Consider the following 17,959-nt stretch of genomic DNA (forward strand, 5'->3'; position numbering starts at 1 on the left):
TTATTTTTAAATAGCCAAAATTTCGTTTGCGATAAGCTCTAGATCGTCGGTGATCTTGTATAAATTTATATCCTCTTTGTTTATAGTCTTTTCACAAACTAGCGTCTCGCGTATAAATTTATCAAGACCTTGCCAAAACTCGCAGCCGTAAAGGAAAATTTTCACTTTTTTGCTGCCAACATGAGCTAGGACTAAAATTTCAAATAGCTCATCAAGCGTGCCAAATCCACCAGGAAAGACGACAAATGCGATAGAGCTATCAGTTAGGGCAAATTTTCTTGGGCTTAAATTTGAAAAGAGATATTTTGCAGTGACGTATGGATTTGTATTTTGCTCAAACGGCAGCCTCACGTTTAGTGCGACGCTAGGGGATTTTGCGCTATCAAACGCACCCTTGTTTGCCGCCCTCATTATGCCATCGCCTCCACCAGTTAAGATGGCAAAACCTAGCTCATTTAGCTTGTAAGCTAGCTCGTATGCCTTTTTGCAATAGAAATTTTCTTCATCAAATCTAGCCGAGCCAAAGAAGGTTACATTTTTATTTTTATACTTTAAAACGCTTGGAAATTTTAAGAGATCATTTACTAATTCATTCATTATTTTAACTGCTGAAGCCTCTCGCGTTTTGAGCCTATCTGTGTGATCTGGATGCCGAAGTTTCCGTCTATTATGACCACTTCGCCAAGGGCTATCACCTTATCTCCTATCAAAATTTCAAGCGGGTCGTTTGCTAGCTGATTTAGCTCGATGACTGAGCCTATATCCATAGTGAGCACATCTTTTAAGAGCATCCTTTTTGAGCCGATACGAACGCGCATTGGTAGCCTTACGTCCATGATAAGGCCGATGTTTCTCATCTCTTCTGCGCTAAATTCGCCCTTTAGTGCATGAGGAGCAGCTTGAGCCTTTGCGCCATCTGCTGGCTCACTTTTAGCAGGCTCAAAAAATCTCATAAGCGTGTGATCGCAGACAAAAGCCACGTGCTCATTTAGATCCTCGATCTTTATGTTAAACAAAAAAAGCTTTTCAAAAACGCTAAAATCAAGCGATGAGTTTTCATCTAAGAAATTTACATTTATCACCTCAAAGCTGATCTTTGGCATGCCCTTTTGCGCTCCAAGAGAGGTGCTAAAGGCGCTAAAGAGGTTTGAAAATATCTCTTTTGCAGCATCAAGCTCGTCGCTTCCGAGGTTTTCATTACGTGAAATTTCCTCCTCGCCCATCATCCACTCGCTAACCGCGCTTATGAGCACCGGCGTACAAGCGATCTCTGCTTTTGCATTGATGTCACCACTTAATGTCACACTAGCCATGACAACTGGCGGTTTTATGCCATTTTGCGCTGGCGCATCAAATTCATTTCTCTCGCCGATCTCTGGTGCTCTGCCAGTTAGCCCTTCGATGGTCGCTTTTAGTTCATTTGAAAAGATGTTAAAAAATTCATTCGTCATTATCTTCGCTCTCTTCTTCGTTGTTGTGTTCGTTGGCCTCGTCGTATGCCATTAGTTTTGCTTTTCGCTCTTCTTCGTATTTTTCTAGGATGTGTTTGATCTCGTCTTTGTCAGAGCGGATTAGCTGCTCGATCTTGATAGACTTTCTAAATCTATGAAGCCCAACTTCAGCCAAAAATACCTCTTTTTTATCGATGCAAACGATCGCCTTATCATCAGCGCCTCTATCAAGCCTTAAGATATCGCCCTCTTTTAAATTTAAAAATTCATTTACGCTAACGATTGATTTACCAAGGATCGCCTCATAAAGCACCTCAGCGCGGCCTATTAGCGTTTTTAGCTCTTTGTTTCTACTCTTTTTAGCGCTAGTTTCGCCAAGCATGATGTCCCTGTTTGCAAGGCGCGATAGGATCGGCTCTAGATAGATGACTGGATAGCATAAATTTATCATACCACTTGAGCCACCAACGATGATCTCCATGACGACCATGATGACGATCTCGTTTTGAGATACGATCTGCACGACATTTGGACTACTCTCTTTTGCCTCGACGTTTGGATACATATCAGTTATCATCGACCAGCTCTCTTTTAGGCGCTGCATGATCATCCTAAGCACCGCATCGAGTAAATTTACCTCAATGTCAGTTAGCTCTCTGTTTGCCTCGAAATTTTCGCCAGTTCCGCCAAGCAAACGATCTATCATAGGAAATGCTATGCTTGGATTTATCTCTAAGATGCAGTTTCCATCAAGTGGCTTGATAGAAAAGACGTTAAAGCTAGTTGGGCTTGGCAAACTCATCAAAAACTCGCCGTATGTCATCTGATCGACGCTATGAAGTCTAAGCTCGACGATACTTCTCATAACACTTGAGATTTGACTAGCTAGGTTTCTAGCAAGCTTGTCGTGGATACCTTTTATCGCACGAAGCTGCTCTTTACTGACGCGGTTTGGACGCTTGAAGTCATAGATAATGATCTGCTTTTGCTCGCCTTGTGGGCTCTCTTCTATCTCGATATTGCTCGTATCGCCGTCTTCATCGACGACTTCAAGTAGTGCATCTATCTCTTCTTGACTTAAAATATCAGCCATTAAACCCCCAAGCTGCGTCTGATGCGATCAAGCAAACGTTTATGAATTTGCGAAATTCTACTCTCGCTGATATTCATTATCTCGCTGATCTCTTTTAAATTTAGCTCTTCGTAGTAGTAAAGCTGAACTATCATCTGATCGCGTTCATCAAAGTCTTTTAGCGCGCTTTCGATCTTTAAGATAAGATCCTCTTTTTCTACGCTTTTTTCAACATCGCTTTGACCGATTAGCTCCATTTGTTCATCGATTGGCAAAATGGTTATGATGCCACTAACGCCCCTTGCCTCTCTTATCTTTTCGATATCTTCATTTAGCTTTTCAGCCAGATACTCGTCGCTTGGCTCTTCTTCGTGTGTGTTAAAGTAGTTATCTATCTCGGTATTTATGCTCTTTACTAGCTTTCTGTCGCTTCTACTAACAACATCAAGCGCTCTAAGGTAGTCAAGCATCGAGCCATAAATTCTTTTTTTGCCATATCCCCAGAATGAGTCGTTTTGCTCTTTGTCATACTTCCTGCTAAGCTTTATCATCTCTTCAACGCCAACGCTTATAAGATCATTTACGTCGATACTTGAAGGCAAGCGCTCCTTTAGTCTAAACGCCATTGCACGCAGAGCTGGCATGTATTTTAAGACGATCTCGTCTTGCTCTTTTTTAATGGTGCTTTTATAAGCGTTAAGCTGCTTTTGCTTTAGTTCGTACATTTTGCTTACCAGAGTCTAAATTTTCGGTGGTTACTTTTAGCATGATATTTTCCATCCGTTTTTCCCTAACGTTTAGCTCAGAGATGAGATAGTCCGCGATCTCCTCATGTCTTTGCTTGTCAAAAAATTTCTTCAAAGTCCTTTTTACATCGACATAGTTCATTATCACGATGTGAATTATAAGGTAAAAAAATAAAGTAATAACTAGCGTATAAACGAGCATTTCGATAGGCTCGCTCACCTTTAGCAAGGTAAAAACTATGCCTATGAAAAATCCACAAACCGTAAAAAATGCTATAAAATTTTCTGCACGCAAAGCTCAATCTCCATTAAAATTGTTCTATCAAACGCTTAAAGAAGCCCCCAAAGCTCCTGCTTTGCTCATCTTTAAGCACTTTTCGTTCCAACCTATAAAGCAAATTCGAAGCAATCTGTTTGATCTGCACGCTAGCAGAGCCGTAAGCTTCGTCATCTGTAAAGAGTGTCCTTTGCTTTATGCTCCTTGCCACGCTCTTATCAGAAGCCACGTAGCCAATTAGCTCTAAATTTAAGCTTGGTCCGATATTTGCATTTGCCACTCGTTTTACATTTTCATAAATTCTAGTGGCCTCAGCCTCGTTTTTTACCATATTTAAAAGCAGAAGCTCGTTATTTTTAAACCTTGAGACGATCTTTATGACAGCATACGCGTCAGTTATCGCCGCAGGGTCAGGCACAGTTACCACGACAACCTCGTCTGCTGCTTCCAAAAAGAGCTGCGTACTGCCACCTATGCCAGCTCCAGTGTCGATGATCAAAAAGTCAAGCCCATCAAGCTCGCTAGCCTCATCTAAAAATCTCTCAAATAAAAACTGATTGTTAAATTTCAAAATTTCATCGCCGCTCTCGCCAGGGATAAGGATCAAATTCTTATTTATAGGTATCAAGATATCTTTTAGACTGCACTCGCCTTTTAGCACGTGAAGCAGGTTTTTACCCATTTTAACATTTAAAATAACATCAAGGTTTGCAAGGCCAATATCAGCGTCAAAAAGCCCTACTTTATAGCCATTTTGCGACAAGATATTTGCCAAATTTGCACTTATCGTGCTCTTGCCAACGCCGCCCTTGCCGCTTGTAATCGCTATAAAATGCGTATTTTTAGCCTTATTTTGAGACTGGACTAAATTTTGTAGTTTTTGCGCTTGGTTATTCATCGCTAGCCTTTTGCTTTGTAAAGCCGTCAAACACGCACTCTACTAAAAATTCGCTCTTTGCCTCTACAAGATCATCAGGCACCTCTTGACCCACGCTAAAGTAGCTAACTGGCGTGTTTGTCTCATATATGAGCGAAAAGACGTTACCAAAAATTTTGGTCTCGTCAAATTTGGTAATTATTAAAGTGTCGATCTCTAAAAATGAAAATCCATTATAAATTTCTATTAGATCCTCGACCTTTGAGCCAGCTGAGAGGACTAAATTTACATCGATCTTTGCACCACTATGCTTTAAAAATTTATCAAGTCTTTCAAGCTTTTCTTTGTCGTACTGCGAATTTCCAGTAGTGTCGATTAGTATCACGTCGCAGTAGCTAAGCTGTTTTATGGCGTTTTGAAAGTCCTCGACCTCTATGACGTCAAGGATCGGTAGCTTCATCATCTTAGCGTACTGAAATAGCTGCTCAACCGCTCCGATACGGTACGTATCAAGCGTGATGATGCCCGTTTTATAGCGCTTTTCGTTGCCGTATGCAAAACGAGCCGCGAGCTTTGCAAGAGTCGTCGTCTTGCCAACTCCAGTTGGACCAACTAGCATCATTATGCGCTGTTTTTTGTCACCGAGCTCTTTTCTGCAAGGCAGCATATTTCGCAAAAGTGAGTAAAAGTACCTTTTTACCGCAGTTGGGTTGTTTTTCATAGAGACTGGCAAATTTTCAAGCGTCGTTTGCATGATCGCCTCTAGATGCTCCTCTTTCATGCCGCTTTGTTTTGCGAGCTTATAGATAGTAGCAAACTCTGGCGGGATCGAGAGATTGTTGCGATTTGGTGCTTTTTCGTCCCAGATCATGTCAGTTATCAGCCCTATTTTCTCGCTTAGCACGCTTACTTGCTTTGCCACGTCGTCTATTTTTTTATTCATGCCATTTGTATTTGGCTCTTTGATCTCGTTCATATCGACATTTGCGATCGCGCTTATCTCTTTTGCGACGTCTGAGATGTTTAAAAGCACGCTCTCATTTGGATCGTAAGGCTCAGGCGACGTCGTCTTTGCTTCAAATTTAGCAGGCTCCTCTTTTATCTCAAATTTTGGCTTTGGCGGCTCGTAGTTTTTACTAAATTTAGAGTAGGCATTTTCATAATTTATTGCTTTTACATTTGGCTTTGGCGGCTGCTTTACCTCGTCTTCTTCGACGCTTACTAAAATTTCATAAAGCGGCTTTTTGTTTATCGTTTTGGCTTGAATTTGCTTTGTGGTAACGAGTATGGCCTTCTCGCCGCACGCTTCTTGAGCCTTTTTCAAAGCCTCGATGGTGCTTTCGCCTGTAAAAGTATGAAATTTTGTAGCCATTTATATCCTTTAACCTCTCATAAGCCCTAGTGGCACGATCACGCTAAGCCTCTTACTAACCCCTGGGTGCGGGACGATAAGGCGCGGCGTCTTATAGACTTTTTTACTAAAATACAAAATATCCAGATCAAGCGTGCGTGGCGCATTTTTAAACATCCTCACGCGCTTAAATTTACTCTCATAATGCCCCAAAATTTTTAGCAAATTTCTAGGGCTCATAGATGTTTGTAAATTTATAACAGCGTTACTAAAATCAGCCTGCGCTTCGTAGCCAAACGCCGCATTTATAAGAATCGGCGAGACTTCAACTACATGAAACCTGCTATCACTTGTAATCGCTCTTATAAATTTATCAAACCTCTTTGCGCTATCGCCGATGTTGCCACCCATGCCAACTAGCGCCTCATACTTAAACTCTTCTCTTTTTTCAAAAAAACTAGGGCAAAAACGGCTTTTTACGATCTTTCTTGCTCCAGCTAGCCTCATAAAATTTCGCATCCACCTTCTCTTGCGACCACCACGTCCTCGATGCGCACGCCAAATTCATTTTCTAAATAAATTCCAGGCTCCACGCTAAAGACCATGCCCTCTTTTATGAGCGTTTCACTCCTTGCTGAGATGACTGGAAGCTCGTGTATATCGACTCCCACGCCATGTCCTGTCGAGTGAAAAAAGGCCTTTTCATATCCAGCCTTTGCTATCACATTTCTTGCCGCAAGGTCTATCTCGCATGCCCTAATGCCAGCTCTTGCGACCTTTATTGCAGCAGCCTGAGCCTCTTTTACGATCTCGTAAATTTCTTGCATCTTGGCGTTTTTAAATTTTTGCTCCTTTGAGAAGTTAAAATTTTCATCAAAGCAAGCAGTTCTGGTGCGATCAGAGCAGTAACGCTTAAATTTAACTCCAGCGTCAAGTAGCAGCAAATCGCCCTTTTTTAAAATTTTATCCCCAGGCAGCGCGTGCGCCTTTGCGGCATTTTCATTTATCGCCACGATCGGATCAAAGCTAAGACCTAGCTCGTTTTTTTGCCTAAATATGAGCGAGGCGTTAAAATGAAGCTCTTTTTCGCTCATTCCTTCGCCATTTTCACGCACAAATTTAGCAAATTCATCAAAGCATTTTGCTCCAAATTCGCTAGCTCTTTTTAAAATTTTTATCTCATCCTCGCTTTTGCAAATTCTCTTTAGCCTAGAGAAATTTGCCTTTGGCTTGAAATTTATCTTAAAACCCTTGCTAAGTGCGTTAAACTCACTCAAGCTTAGCTCATCAGGGTTAAAAACAAGGCTTTTTGGCTTCATCTTTCTTAAAAATGCCCGCACCTCGCTTATTAAATTTCTCTGCGCCAAAAGAACGACCACGCCTGCATTTACGCAGCTTTTTGCCTCAAAATAATACCTCGCATCCGTGAAAAAGTATTTCACGCCATCAAGGCATAGCAAAAACTCATTGTCGCAGCTGTAACCGCACTCGTAAAATACGGCGTTTTCGTCCTTTAAGATGAAATTCATTGTGCGTTTTGATTTGCTCTTACTGCTTTTATCTGCTCAAAAATTTGAAGCATGCCTATCATCGCCAAATGATAGCCAACTGGTCCAAAGCCCACGATCTGGCCTGCCGCAACTGGCGCGATAAGGCTTTTATGGCGGAACTCTTCTCTTCTATAAACGTTGCTGATATGCACCTCGATAACCGGCAGCGCAACCGCACTTAGCGCGTCACGGATAGCTATTGATGTGTGAGTATAGGCAGCTGGGTTTATGATGATGCCGTCAGCATCGCCCAAGCACTCTTGTATCTTATCAACTAGCTCGCCCTCAAGGTTGCTTTGAAAAAACTCGATCTCAACGTCATTTTGATCGGCGACGATCTTCATTTGAGAGTGGATATCCTCCATCTTCATAACGCCGTAAATTCCTGGCTCTCTAGCGCCAAGCATGTTGATATTTGGGCCTTGGATAACCATTATTTTTAGCTTCTTATCCATGTCACTCCTTTTTGATTAAATAGCCCAAATTATACATTTTCGTTCCTAAATTTTCGCTACAATAACAAAAATTTAAGGCTAGAAATGGAAATTTTAAAAGCAAAAAAGATCATCACTGGCGGAGAAAATCCAAAAATTTTAAGAAATGCTTGTGTTGTCATTAAGGACGATAAAATTTTAGAAATTTTAAGCGAAAAAGCAGCGATTGAGAAATTTAAAGAGGCGAAAATTTGCGACTTTGGTGAGAGCGTGATAGCCCCAGCATTCGTAAATACGCACGTTCATTTAGAGTTTAGCTCAAACGTTAGCACACTAAAATATGGTGAGTTTATAAAATGGCTTGGCTCTATCGTCGATAAAGGCGGCGAGCTAGCCAAGATGGACGCTAAAAAAGCGATGAATGAAGCTATAAATTCACTACTTAAAAGCGGAGTTTGTGCCATTGGTGAGATATCTAGCTTTGGCTTGGAGCTTGAAATTTTAGCTGATAGTCCGCTAAAAGTCGTGCTTTTTAGTGAAATTTTAGGTTCAAGCGAGCAGATGAGTGAGCAAAATTTACAAAATTTCTTAGCTAAATTTGAAAAAATAAAGGGCTATAAAAGCCAAAATTTCACCCCAGCTATCTCGCTGCACTCGCCCTACTCTGTGCACCCAAAGCTCGCAAAAGTCGCCCTTGAGATAGCTAAAAAAGATGATCTTCTTGTTAGCACGCACTTTTTAGAGAGCAAGGCTGAAAAGCAGTGGCTAGAGCACGGCAGCGGTGGCTTTAAAAAGCATCTTTTAAGATTTAGCCAAGATCCAAAGCCGATGTATGATGCGAAGAGCTACTTTGCGATGTTTCGTGAGATAAATACCCTTTTTACGCACTGCGTTTATGTGAGCGATTTTGCTAAATTTGAGCCTCATCACAGCGTGACGCACTGCGCCGTTTCAAACAGACTACTTGGCAAAAAGGCGCTAAATTTAAAAGAAATTTTCAAAAATAACGTCAGTCTAAATATCGGCACAGACGGCCTTAGCTCAAATATCAGCCTAAATTTTTGGCATGAACTAAGAGCCGCCCTTTTTACCCACGCTAGCCTTGATCTAAACGAGCTTGCCACTAGGCTTTTTGTCGCTGCAACGCATGGGGGCGCAAAAGCGCTTAGGACAAATAACGGCGAGATAAAAGCAGGACGCGCGGCTGATCTTGCGGTCTATAACGATCTAGAGTGCGATGACAGCGAGCTAATACTTCAGCTCATACTTCATACAAACGAGGCTAAAAAACTATATATCGGAGGCAAAATTTGCAAATTTTAAGGCTTATTTTTAGAGGAATTTTGGGAATTTTTAAATTTATAAATAGCTACTTTAAGGCGCTCATATTTTTGCTGATCTTATTTTTTATTTTCGCGCCAGATAGCAAGATAAAAGAGCCAAATTTAGCCCGTATCGACATCACCGGCACGATAGTGGATACTAGTGAAATTTTAGACGAGCTCGAAAAGGCAAGAGTTGATAGCAACATCAAAGGCGTGCTGCTCTACATCGACAGTCCAGGCGGCGCGCTAAGCCCTAGCGTGGAGCTAGCCATGGCGGTCAAGCGACTAAAAGAGAGCAAAAAAGTGCTCGCATACGCAGCTGGCAACATGGCAAGTGGCAGCTACTACGCTGGCGTAAATGCTGATACTATCGTCGCAAACCCAGGCGCTTTCATAGGCTCCATTGGCGTCATCATGCAAGGGGCAAACATCGAAAATTTAGCCAAAAATTTAGGCGTGAGCGAGCAGGTGGTGAAGGCCGGCGAGTTTAAAGAGGCTGGCACCTTTATGAGAAGCTGGAGCAAGCAAGAGCGTGAGAGCTTGCAGGGGCTCGTAAATGACGCTTACATGCTCTTTGTAAGCGACGTGGCGGAGGCTAGAAATTTAGACATCAAGAAAAAAGACGAGTGGGCAAATGCAAGGGTCTTTTTGGCGCACAATGCTCTAAAAATGGGGCTAATAGATAGCCTTGGCAGCTATATAGACGCTCAAGATGAGCTAGCTAAAATGAGCCTCGTAGATGAGCCAGTCTGGCAAGAAAAACCGCAGCTAGAAAAGATAATGGAGAAATTTACAAAGCAAGGCATAAACTCGCTTTTTGGCGCATTTTTTGAGACAAAGCTTAGATAAATAAACCAGCCAAGTTAAATTTAACTGGCTGGCAAAGCTTTTTATAGCTAGTTTATCTGAAATTCCCTTCGCTATCCACAAAAATATCTCGCTCTGCTATTTTTATCAAAAAAGTAGTTTTATTTATCCTTTGAAGCACTTTCTTACTGCCTGCCTATTTAAAATTTGCTCCGCCTGCTCGCTCTTTTGCTCGTCTTTATTTTCATTGCAAAATTTTATAGCTAGCTTTGCTCTATCTTGTATATGCTTTTGTATCGGCTCTAGCCACTCGTCACTTAAGTTAAATTTAGCGTGCTTTCTAAATTCAAATTTACTAAGCTTTTCTAGGCCCTCTAAGTGTCTATCACATACAAAACGCTTTAGTTGTTCGTTAAATCCATAATCAAAGCAAGAAATTTTATCGCTCAATGCAGTATCAATATCTTTTAATTCATCTTGAGTTAAGAAGTTAATCATCGATAAGCCATTATCAAATATCGGTGCTGCTCTTAATGGCATACCAGTGTCGTTATCTACAATCATACCAAAGTTACCCAAGTGCCTATCGGTATTATAAATAAGTGCGTCAAATACTAGCAAATCTCTTAGTTTATCCTCTCCATAAATCGCAGCAATTTTCATATTTCTATTCTCAACCGAAAGCTCGCCTCTTTTAAAAAAGTTACCCATAGGCACGTAACCCTCATTTTGGCTTGTAAAAATTTTGCACGAGCTTATCAGTTCATTGTGAAATTTTTGTAAGTCGTATTTTATACACTCAAAGCCCAAAGCTTGCGCTACTTGAGCCATATAAAATTCTGCGTAAGCCTCTTTACCATTATTTGCGTAAGCTTTACTAGAGCCTTTATATAGATAAATTCCGTCCCACTCTCTATACCAGCACTTCTTAAGCATTCCGTTAGTTGTATATTCAGGCGAAGATGTAAAGCCACTTACTTTATGGCTCATACCACTAAAGGCGACTAAAGACAAAGCCTCGTCAAATTTATTATCGTAAAGATTATAGTTTTTCCATTTATAGTCATCGCCAGCTGGAGTAACCCAAAACGTATCATTTAAACTAAGCCCAAATGATACGTCGATATAGTCCATAAGACTACGCTTTTTATCTGAACTATAAGAAGCAACAACCTTTTCTACAAAACGTCTATTATTCGGTATTCTTCTATTTTCAATCCATGATTTTAAAGAGTTATTTAAATCGTTTATATCAATAGTTTTAGGCAAATACGAAGCGTCTTTAATTGCAATATTTACAACTTCATATTTGAAATTTTTACCGCCTATATCGTTGTATTCTTTGGCATTAATACTAAATTCTAAAATAGTTTTGTCTTTATTTTTTAAATGATAAAACATTATTTTTTACTCTTCTACCTTTCTCATATCTGCCTTACCTTTTATCTCTTCTGCTGCCTCAAGATCAAGCTGCGCTTTTTTAAACGCCTTACGAGCTTTATCTAAGCGGTTAGAATTCTTAACGCTAGGGTCATCAGCATAAAATTTCTCTGCCTCTTCAAGCTCATATTTCTTTTTGCCGTAATTCATTTGAGCGTTTTCTAATCGCATAGTGGCATTATCTCCACCAGCTAACTTAGCTCTTGAAGTAACCTCTCCAGTAACTGGGTTACGTCCGATAGTTAAATCTAAGTCACGTTTAGCTGTTTCAGCATTGAGATTACGATAGCACTCTTTTTTTCCCCCCCTCAATACTCCACCTATGCTGCGAGGTCTATTTTTTGGGTCGGAGCAATCTACTGCTGCAAAGCTTATAGTTGAAAATAAACTAACTAATAAAATATAAAGTAATGCTTTATTTTTCATTGCTTATTCCTCCTTACTATTGTCTTGTTCTTTCGAGCTGTCTAATCCTTTTCTCTTACGCAATCTTCTAAACGCACTTGAGAAAGTAGCTAGGCTCATACCTAGCTACTTTCTCTTCTTTTTTTACCGCAGCGAAACCATCACTAAAATCACAAATGTATCCAAAACTATTTGCCATATAAGCCTCCTTTGTTTTTTAAATATTGTAATTTATATTTTTTAAAAATAAGTAAAATTTAAAATAATATTTAAATCGTAGAATAAAATGGAAATTTAAAGTAGATGGTGGAAGCGAGGGGGATCGAACCCCTGTCCAAAAACAAAATCCGTACAGCCTCTACACGCTTAGCAAAAGTGAAAATTTCATCTAAAAAGGCTCACTTTCCAAAACCAAAATTTAGACTAAGACTAAAATTTCAGCTAGCAAGCAGTCACTTTGCTGACCTACTCTAGCTAAATTACTCGCTTACATCCTAGCTAGAATGAGACAAAGCGAGGCTCAACTGAACTTACGCAGCTTTAGCGTAAGCAGGAGCGAAATTAACGTTGTTTGCGTTTAAATTTAATTTGAGCTTTTTACGCTTTGCTCAAAGCGACGTGCCACCGTACACACTCTGCTCCTGTCGAAGCCAAGTCGCTCCCATAAAAAATGAAATGGTTTAGTTGGATTGTTTAGTCAAGCTTTGCAGGTACGTCAATGATCTTTGGCTCAAGGACGCTAAAATACTCTAGGTCTTTCTCGACGTCGCCTTTGTATTTATGAAACTGATCGCTAATAAGCAGCAACCAATCTATAAATTTATCATTTGCTGGACCTTTTAAGCTTCTAGCCTCTTGAGTGACCTCTTCAGCTAAAGTCGTTAGTTTCAAGATCGGGTCAAGATGCATAAAACCTGCTGCTGATTTGATATTGTGAAAGATCCTAGAAAGCTCTAAAATACTCTCCTTATACTTATCAGCTCTTCCTAAATTTATTATCAAAGGCTCTAGTAAATCGCACATCAAAGTGTAGTGGGAGAGAAACTCCTCAACTATATCATAAGAATAATCGACTTCAAGCCTTTTTAATATACCCATTTTCATGTCCTTAAGAAATTGGCGTAATTGTAGCAAAATTTTGATAAAATTGTTAGCATTATCACAAATTTTACCGGACTTAGCCATGAAAGATGAAAAAATCGCAAAGAAAAAACTCACCATAAATGATATAAAAAATAAAAAAGGCATTGAACCAATCGTGATGATAACCGCCTATGATGCGCTATTTGCTAAGATTTTTGATGATTATGCTGATCTTATCCTTGTTGGCGATAGCTTAAATATGAGCTTTAATATGAAAGAGAGCACACTAAGTGCTGATATGAGTACTATGCTTTATCACACAAAGGCTGTTTGCGCCGGGGCTACAAAGACTTTTATCCTAGCTGATATGCCATTTGGCAGCTACACAAACGAAAAACAAGCGATCAAGAATGCGATGAAATTTTTTAAGCAGACAAATGCCGATGCGGTGAAGCTTGAAGTTGGCATGCATCAGGTAAATTTAGTAAAACGCCTCTGCGAAGAGGGCATAAACGTGATGGCTCACATCGGACTAAAACCGCAGTTTTTTAAATTTGAGGGCGGATATAAGATAAAAGGCAGAAGCGAGCTTGAGGCAAAAAGGCTGGTTGAGGAGGCTTTGGCATTTGAGCAAGCTGGTGCGTTTAGCATACTGCTTGAGGGCACGCTTAGCAATGTAGCAAGCGAGATAACAAGACAGGTTCGTGTGCCAGTTATCGGTATAGGTTCTGGGCCAGACGTTGATGGTCAGGTGCTTGTCTGGTCTGATATGCTGGGATTTTTCGAGGACTTTAAGCCAAAATTTGTTAAGCGCTATCTTGATGGAGCCACTCTTGTGCGAAAAGGCGTGCAAAGCTACGTTGGCGAAGTAAAAAACAAAATTTTCCCAAGCGAAGAGTTTTCATATAAGGGCTAAATTTATAGTCCAAGCTTATAAAGTAGCCCATAAAAACTCTGCAAAAAGCTTTAGCAACACTAAAGCACTAGAGCATACTTTTTGAATTTAAAAAAGCTCTTCTGATTCAAGATAATTTTGCGAGATGTTTCGCTCTTTTTCGTCGGTATTTACGTGAAGGACGTAGTAGCCTATCTGCGTGTTGCTAGCATCAAGTAGCGGCACAACGCAAAAATAGTGCGTCTTATATACGTAAAATTCATACTTTTTAAGGTCGATATCGCGCAAAATTCCAACTATATTTAAATTTGCACTGCTTAAATTTTCGATGTAATAATCACTTAAAATTTGATCACTTGGAGCGCTTTTATGTGCTGGCATCTTATCTTTTGATAGGAGCACAAAGAGGTCGATGCCTTGCGTTTTATAGAAATTTCCAAGTGAGTCGTAGTTTAGTAAAACCTCGATGCTACCGATGTTTTTGCCCTCATGCATCACATTTGAAACAGCCCTTATATGCACTCCAGCATACCACGCCTCGATGCCAACCATGGGCCTATCTTGACGCCTTGACTCTTGGACTAAAAACCTACCACTAGCGATCATGTCGCCATATCTGTTTAGATCCCAGCTTCTTACGTAGCTTTTTAGATCTTTGTCGTAAAGATGAAGCTTGATGTTGTTATACATCGACGCTGCACCAAGGGTTTTGGTCAAATTTTCGATATTTTTTACGCACTCGTCGCGGTTTTGACCTAGCAAGCACATCTGTATAGACTCATTTTGAGCAAGCAGGATCGAGATCGCCATTGATGAAAATTTCTCATCATCGATGCTTTTGTTTAGCTGTTTCACATGATAGTCAAAAAAGACACGCATATTGTTTTGCTTTTTTTCAGCCATGTATGAGCTATAAAGAAAGTAAAAAAGGCTACCAAGCAGCGCAAAAACGACTAAAACAATATAAATATTAAAATATTTTTTGTATTTACTCAAAACTAAGCCTTAGTTTTTTTTCTAAAAATTTAGCAAATTCGTCAAATTTAGGCAGTTCAAGCTCGCTTTTTCTCTTTGGGCTAGCCCAAACGCTATCTGGGAAAAATGCATCGTTTTCAAATCTCGCAATAACATGAATATGCACGTGTGGCACGTAGTTTCCAAAGCTTGCGATGTTTATCTTAGTTGGTTTATAAAACTCAAGCATAGCCTTTTCAGCCACCAGCATAGCCTCAAAAAGTCTAGCCCTACTCGCCTCATCGCAGTCACTTAGCTCCCTATATGGCTTTGCGCTAAAAATTTTCACCCACGGAAGCTCGTTCTTTTCGCGCTCAACTCTTATAAATTTATCTTCATATATCATTTTTGCCCCTATTTTATACGAAATTTCTCTCTCGCAAAAGCGTGTAAAGCTTGATCGTTGAGATAAAAAATGTCACGATCGCAGGTCCGAGGATCACGCCCCAGAAGCCAAACGTCGTGATACCAGCGATCATCGCAAAAAAGATGAGTAGCTCGTTTATCTTTGTTGGTATCTTGACTAATTTTGAGTTTATAAATTTAATAACAAGCGGCTTTAGCAAGGTATCTGCGGCAAACGAGATCACGATAATAGTGTAAAGTGCGATCGTGATAGCGGCTGATGTGTTGCCATTTGCAAACTCATAAATACTAATAGGCGCCCACGCCAAAAATCCGCCAACGACTGGGATGAGTGAAGCGAAGCTAAAAAAGATGCCAGTTAGCACGCCGTCATAGCCGTAAAAACTGGTGATAATGGCAAATAAAAAGCCCTGAATGATCATATTTGCGATGGTTGAGTAAAAAACGACGCCCATCACGTTGCCAACCTCGCTTAGTATCGACTCAGTGTCCTCTTTTTTAAGGGGAAGCGCCTCTTTTAGGTAGCTTATAAGCTCGTTGCCATAAAGGTTGCAAAAGAAGAAAAAGACCAGGATGATGATCATATCAACGCCAAATTTAAGGCTTAGTTTGCCTAAATTTGCAAGATTAGCAGCGACTTGCGAAAATAGCATCTTGATATCAAGCCCACCTATAAATTCCTTGATCTTTGGCTCTAAGAAATTTATCGACTCTGGCAGGCTAAAGTCGTAGTTTTTGATAAACTCGATCGTCTTTGTGACGTTGTTTATGTCAAAGCCGGCTGCGTATTTCGCGATCTCCACGACTGCGTAAAGAAGCGGCGCGATAAATAAACAAAGAAGCGCAAATGTCGTAAGACCTGACGAGAGCGTCTTGCGGTTTTTAGTAAGCGTTAAAAATGCGATCTGCACGTTTGCAACAGCCACCGCGAGCAGCGCTGCGATAAAAATGTCAAGTAAAAATGGTTTAAAAAGATAGACCACCAAAGCCAAAGCACAAAACGCAAAAATTCCAAAAAACAGCCTATTATTCATCTCGCTCCCTTAAAATGGGGTAATTATAGCAGATTTTATTTTACCTACTCGTTCAGTAAAAATTTTAACAATTTAGTATAACACTACATTTCTAATTCAAATGTTTTCATATTCATATACACTTTATAACTATCTTTTGCTATATCTATATTATCTCTCAAGACCTTTCCAGTATAAAAATACTCTTTATTATCGATAGTTGCACTTATAAATGCTTCATAAACAACACTTATCAATTTATTATCTTTACGATTTTGATATGTTGTACACTCACAGAAAAATTTACACTTACTGCTATCTTCAAATACATCATAAATTTTGTTTAAAATAAAAAAATTTTCAATCTTTTTTACAAGATTGTCATAATTATCTTTATGTTTCCGTATTGTTGTTTTTGAACGATTATTAATAATGGCTTTTCTATATTTTTCAAAATATTCATTCAGCTTTTTACTTTCTTGCTTAAACATTTCAATATCTTTTAAAAGCATATCTTTTAGCTTTTGTCTTATGATTTTTGGTTTGTCTTTAAAACAATCAACAATACCATCGGCATTAGAATATTTTAGTACTTTATTGCTAAACCCACCCAAATAGATATTACATTTACTTTCTAAAAAATCGCCAAAATTGTTATGTAAAAATATGCGAAAATCATCTATAAATTTATCTATATTTTCACCTTGATTTATTATTATACGCATTAAACCCCTTTTTTGTTTAAATTCTATAAATTTTCTCTTACGTACACTGGAAATTTGCTCCGACGATCTCGCACTCATCACAAATTTGCATATAGATAGTGCCCTCGCCGTCTATCAAGCCACCAAAAGGGATTTGCGCTAGATATTTCATCGCTTTACCGCATTTTGGGCAGTGCAAATACTCCGCGTCTTGCTGCCACTGCGGATATCCGCCAAGTAAAATTTCACCATCGATCATAGCCGCATAGTGCATACAGACCTCGTTTGCTAGCTCAAATTTTTGCCCATCAAGCACCGCCACAGCCTCTCTTACATAGTCCTCACTCTCGCCCTCGCCTACAACTTCTGTTTGCACGCTATTGCCGTCATTTTGGCAAAAGTACTGCACAAAGCCAATGCATGTCGGGCAAAATTTAAGCACAGCGTCATTTTTAAGCTCTAGTCCAAATCGCTTTAGGCTCTCCTTTTTGATGGTGAGTTCTAGCATCTTGCCGCTACAAAATTTACATTTTTCATCATTTGCAGCTTTAAATTTAACGCTTGCGTCTGCATTTTGACTTGGCTCGCAAACAAAACACTTATCAAAAACAAGGCTTCTTCTCTTGCCACTGCTATCAAAGCTCCAGCCAGCAGTCTGCGAGTATCCATCAGTGTCGGCATAAAGCTTCGTCTTCCAAGGCTTTGGCGCACCATAAAGCCTAAAAAATAGCTCCCTTACTACCTCATCGCCCTGCCACGCAAGTGCTGATAGGATGTGATTTAGCTTGACTATATTTTCTTCGCTTGAAAGCCTCTTTATAAGCTCATCTCTGATCTTTATTGAAGCCTTTTTGTAAATTTCAGGTGGGTAGTACTCGCCGTTTTTTGTAAGCTCATTAATGATCTGCTCATCGCAAATGCCATGCAGATAAAAAATATATGTGAGGTCGCTGTAAATTTCATCATATTTATATAGCTCGTCAATGCGAGCGAGGATATCTTTCTGCCTCTTTTTGATCTCGTCTTCGCTTAAGCCCTCGTAAAACTCCAGCTTCTCTTTTTGCCTGCACCAATAGCAGATCCCGTCAAAGTAAATCGTCCTTTGCTTGCACTTAGGACAAAGATGTGGCTCGCTCATTTTTGCTCCAA

Annotated in this window: 21 protein-coding genes and 1 other RNA gene; 3 read left to right on the plus strand and 19 right to left on the minus strand. The window is 39.8% G+C overall.

What is annotated here, in order from left to right; genetic code table 11:
* Positions 1–6 precede the first annotated feature (6 nt).
* The 10 genes from MTT29_RS03680 to aroQ are packed head-to-tail and all read right to left on the minus strand — an operon-like array spanning position 7 to position 7,779.
* On the minus strand, positions 7–597 hold the full coding sequence (locus MTT29_RS03680) for a TIGR00730 family Rossman fold protein (protein ID WP_429799788.1): 591 nt from the start codon (positions 595–597) through the stop codon (positions 7–9).
* Positions 597–1,451, minus strand: coding sequence for a flagellar motor switch protein FliY (fliY, locus tag MTT29_RS03685; protein ID WP_103566319.1), 855 nt, complete (start codon positions 1,449–1,451; stop codon positions 597–599). Before fliY ends, MTT29_RS03680 begins: the two co-directional genes overlap by 1 nt.
* On the minus strand, positions 1,441–2,544 hold the full coding sequence (gene fliM / locus MTT29_RS03690; protein WP_012140115.1) for a flagellar motor switch protein FliM: 1,104 nt from the start codon (positions 2,542–2,544) through the stop codon (positions 1,441–1,443). Before fliM ends, fliY begins: the two co-directional genes overlap by 11 nt.
* Positions 2,544–3,248: an RNA polymerase sigma factor FliA gene (locus MTT29_RS03695; RefSeq protein WP_004317527.1), complete on the minus strand. Its 705-nt coding sequence runs from the start codon at positions 3,246–3,248 to the stop codon at positions 2,544–2,546. The genes fliM and MTT29_RS03695 overlap by 1 nt, the downstream gene beginning before the upstream one ends.
* Positions 3,220–3,564 carry a hypothetical protein gene (locus MTT29_RS03700; protein ID WP_012140116.1) on the minus strand — a complete coding sequence of 115 codons (345 nt, stop codon included), beginning with the start codon at positions 3,562–3,564 and terminating at the stop codon, positions 3,220–3,222. Before MTT29_RS03700 ends, MTT29_RS03695 begins: the two co-directional genes overlap by 29 nt.
* Positions 3,565–3,577: 13 nt before the next feature.
* Positions 3,578–4,444 carry a P-loop NTPase gene (locus tag MTT29_RS03705; RefSeq protein ID WP_103566316.1) on the minus strand — a complete coding sequence of 289 codons (867 nt, stop codon included), beginning with the start codon at positions 4,442–4,444 and terminating at the stop codon, positions 3,578–3,580.
* Positions 4,437–5,795 (minus strand): flagellar biosynthesis protein FlhF, encoded by a 1,359-nt coding sequence (gene flhF / locus MTT29_RS03710; protein WP_103647133.1) that lies wholly within the window; start codon positions 5,793–5,795, stop codon positions 4,437–4,439. Before flhF ends, MTT29_RS03705 begins: the two co-directional genes overlap by 8 nt.
* Before the next feature lie 9 nt (positions 5,796–5,804).
* Positions 5,805–6,281, minus strand: coding sequence for a 2-amino-4-hydroxy-6-hydroxymethyldihydropteridine diphosphokinase (gene folK / locus MTT29_RS03715; RefSeq protein ID WP_429799789.1), 477 nt, complete (start codon positions 6,279–6,281; stop codon positions 5,805–5,807).
* Positions 6,278–7,303, minus strand: a complete 1,026-nt coding sequence (locus MTT29_RS03720) for a M24 family metallopeptidase (RefSeq protein ID WP_429799790.1) — start codon at positions 7,301–7,303, stop codon at positions 6,278–6,280. The genes folK and MTT29_RS03720 overlap by 4 nt, the downstream gene beginning before the upstream one ends.
* Positions 7,300–7,779: a type II 3-dehydroquinate dehydratase gene (gene aroQ, locus MTT29_RS03725; RefSeq protein WP_009294223.1), complete on the minus strand. Its 480-nt coding sequence runs from the start codon at positions 7,777–7,779 to the stop codon at positions 7,300–7,302. The genes MTT29_RS03720 and aroQ overlap by 4 nt, the downstream gene beginning before the upstream one ends.
* Before the next feature lie 84 nt (positions 7,780–7,863).
* On the opposite strand from aroQ, the gene mqnF reads away from it, so the two are divergent.
* Both mqnF and sppA read left to right on the plus strand, forming a co-directional pair.
* Entirely contained in the window at positions 7,864–9,081 is a 1,218-nt protein-coding gene (gene mqnF / locus MTT29_RS03730) for an aminofutalosine deaminase family hydrolase (RefSeq protein WP_429799791.1), read from the plus strand.
* The gene (gene sppA, locus MTT29_RS03735; protein ID WP_429799792.1) at positions 9,069–9,932 is read left to right on the plus strand and encodes a signal peptide peptidase SppA; all 864 of its coding nucleotides are present in this window, start codon (positions 9,069–9,071) and stop codon (positions 9,930–9,932) included. Before mqnF ends, sppA begins: the two co-directional genes overlap by 13 nt.
* A 123-nt stretch (positions 9,933–10,055) precedes the next feature.
* On the opposite strand, the gene MTT29_RS03740 is transcribed toward sppA, so the two are convergent.
* From MTT29_RS03740 to MTT29_RS03755, 4 genes are all read right to left on the minus strand, one after another.
* Positions 10,056–11,291: a transcriptional regulator gene (locus tag MTT29_RS03740; protein WP_429799793.1), complete on the minus strand. Its 1,236-nt coding sequence runs from the start codon at positions 11,289–11,291 to the stop codon at positions 10,056–10,058.
* Between the two features lie 6 nt (positions 11,292–11,297).
* Complete coding sequence (locus MTT29_RS03745; protein WP_429799794.1) at positions 11,298–11,756, minus strand: hypothetical protein; 459 nt, start codon at positions 11,754–11,756, stop codon at positions 11,298–11,300.
* Between the two features lie 283 nt (positions 11,757–12,039).
* Positions 12,040–12,398, minus strand: a transfer-messenger RNA (tmRNA) gene (gene ssrA, locus MTT29_RS03750).
* A 30-nt stretch (positions 12,399–12,428) separates the two neighbouring features.
* Entirely contained in the window at positions 12,429–12,833 is a 405-nt protein-coding gene (locus MTT29_RS03755) for a hypothetical protein (protein WP_004317574.1), read from the minus strand.
* An 85-nt stretch (positions 12,834–12,918) separates the two neighbouring features.
* On the opposite strand from MTT29_RS03755, the gene panB reads away from it, so the two are divergent.
* Complete coding sequence (gene panB, locus MTT29_RS03760) at positions 12,919–13,734, plus strand: 3-methyl-2-oxobutanoate hydroxymethyltransferase (protein ID WP_429799795.1); 816 nt, start codon at positions 12,919–12,921, stop codon at positions 13,732–13,734.
* Positions 13,735–13,821: 87 nt separating this feature from the next.
* Here the strand turns inward: panB and MTT29_RS03765 are convergent, their stop codons facing one another.
* The 5 genes from MTT29_RS03765 to MTT29_RS03785 all read right to left on the minus strand — a co-directional run bounded on the left by MTT29_RS03765 (position 13,822) and on the right by MTT29_RS03785 (position 17,948).
* The gene (locus MTT29_RS03765; protein WP_107916540.1) at positions 13,822–14,709 is read right to left on the minus strand and encodes a cache domain-containing protein; all 888 of its coding nucleotides are present in this window, start codon (positions 14,707–14,709) and stop codon (positions 13,822–13,824) included.
* Positions 14,702–15,073, minus strand: a complete 372-nt coding sequence (locus MTT29_RS03770) for an HIT family protein (protein WP_429799796.1) — start codon at positions 15,071–15,073, stop codon at positions 14,702–14,704. Before MTT29_RS03770 ends, MTT29_RS03765 begins: the two co-directional genes overlap by 8 nt.
* A 13-nt stretch (positions 15,074–15,086) precedes the next feature.
* On the minus strand, positions 15,087–16,127 hold the full coding sequence (locus tag MTT29_RS03775; protein WP_429799797.1) for an AI-2E family transporter: 1,041 nt from the start codon (positions 16,125–16,127) through the stop codon (positions 15,087–15,089).
* 83 nt (positions 16,128–16,210) lie between these two features.
* Positions 16,211–16,831, minus strand: coding sequence for a hypothetical protein (locus MTT29_RS03780; RefSeq protein WP_429799798.1), 621 nt, complete (start codon positions 16,829–16,831; stop codon positions 16,211–16,213).
* A 37-nt stretch (positions 16,832–16,868) separates the two neighbouring features.
* Entirely contained in the window at positions 16,869–17,948 is a 1,080-nt protein-coding gene (locus tag MTT29_RS03785) for a cytochrome C (RefSeq protein ID WP_429799799.1), read from the minus strand.
* Positions 17,949–17,959: the final 11 nt, after the last annotated feature.

This window comes from Campylobacter concisus, assembly GCF_050447485.1.
In the GTDB taxonomy this organism is placed as follows: Bacteria; Campylobacterota; Campylobacteria; order Campylobacterales; family Campylobacteraceae; genus Campylobacter_A; species Campylobacter_A concisus_BQ.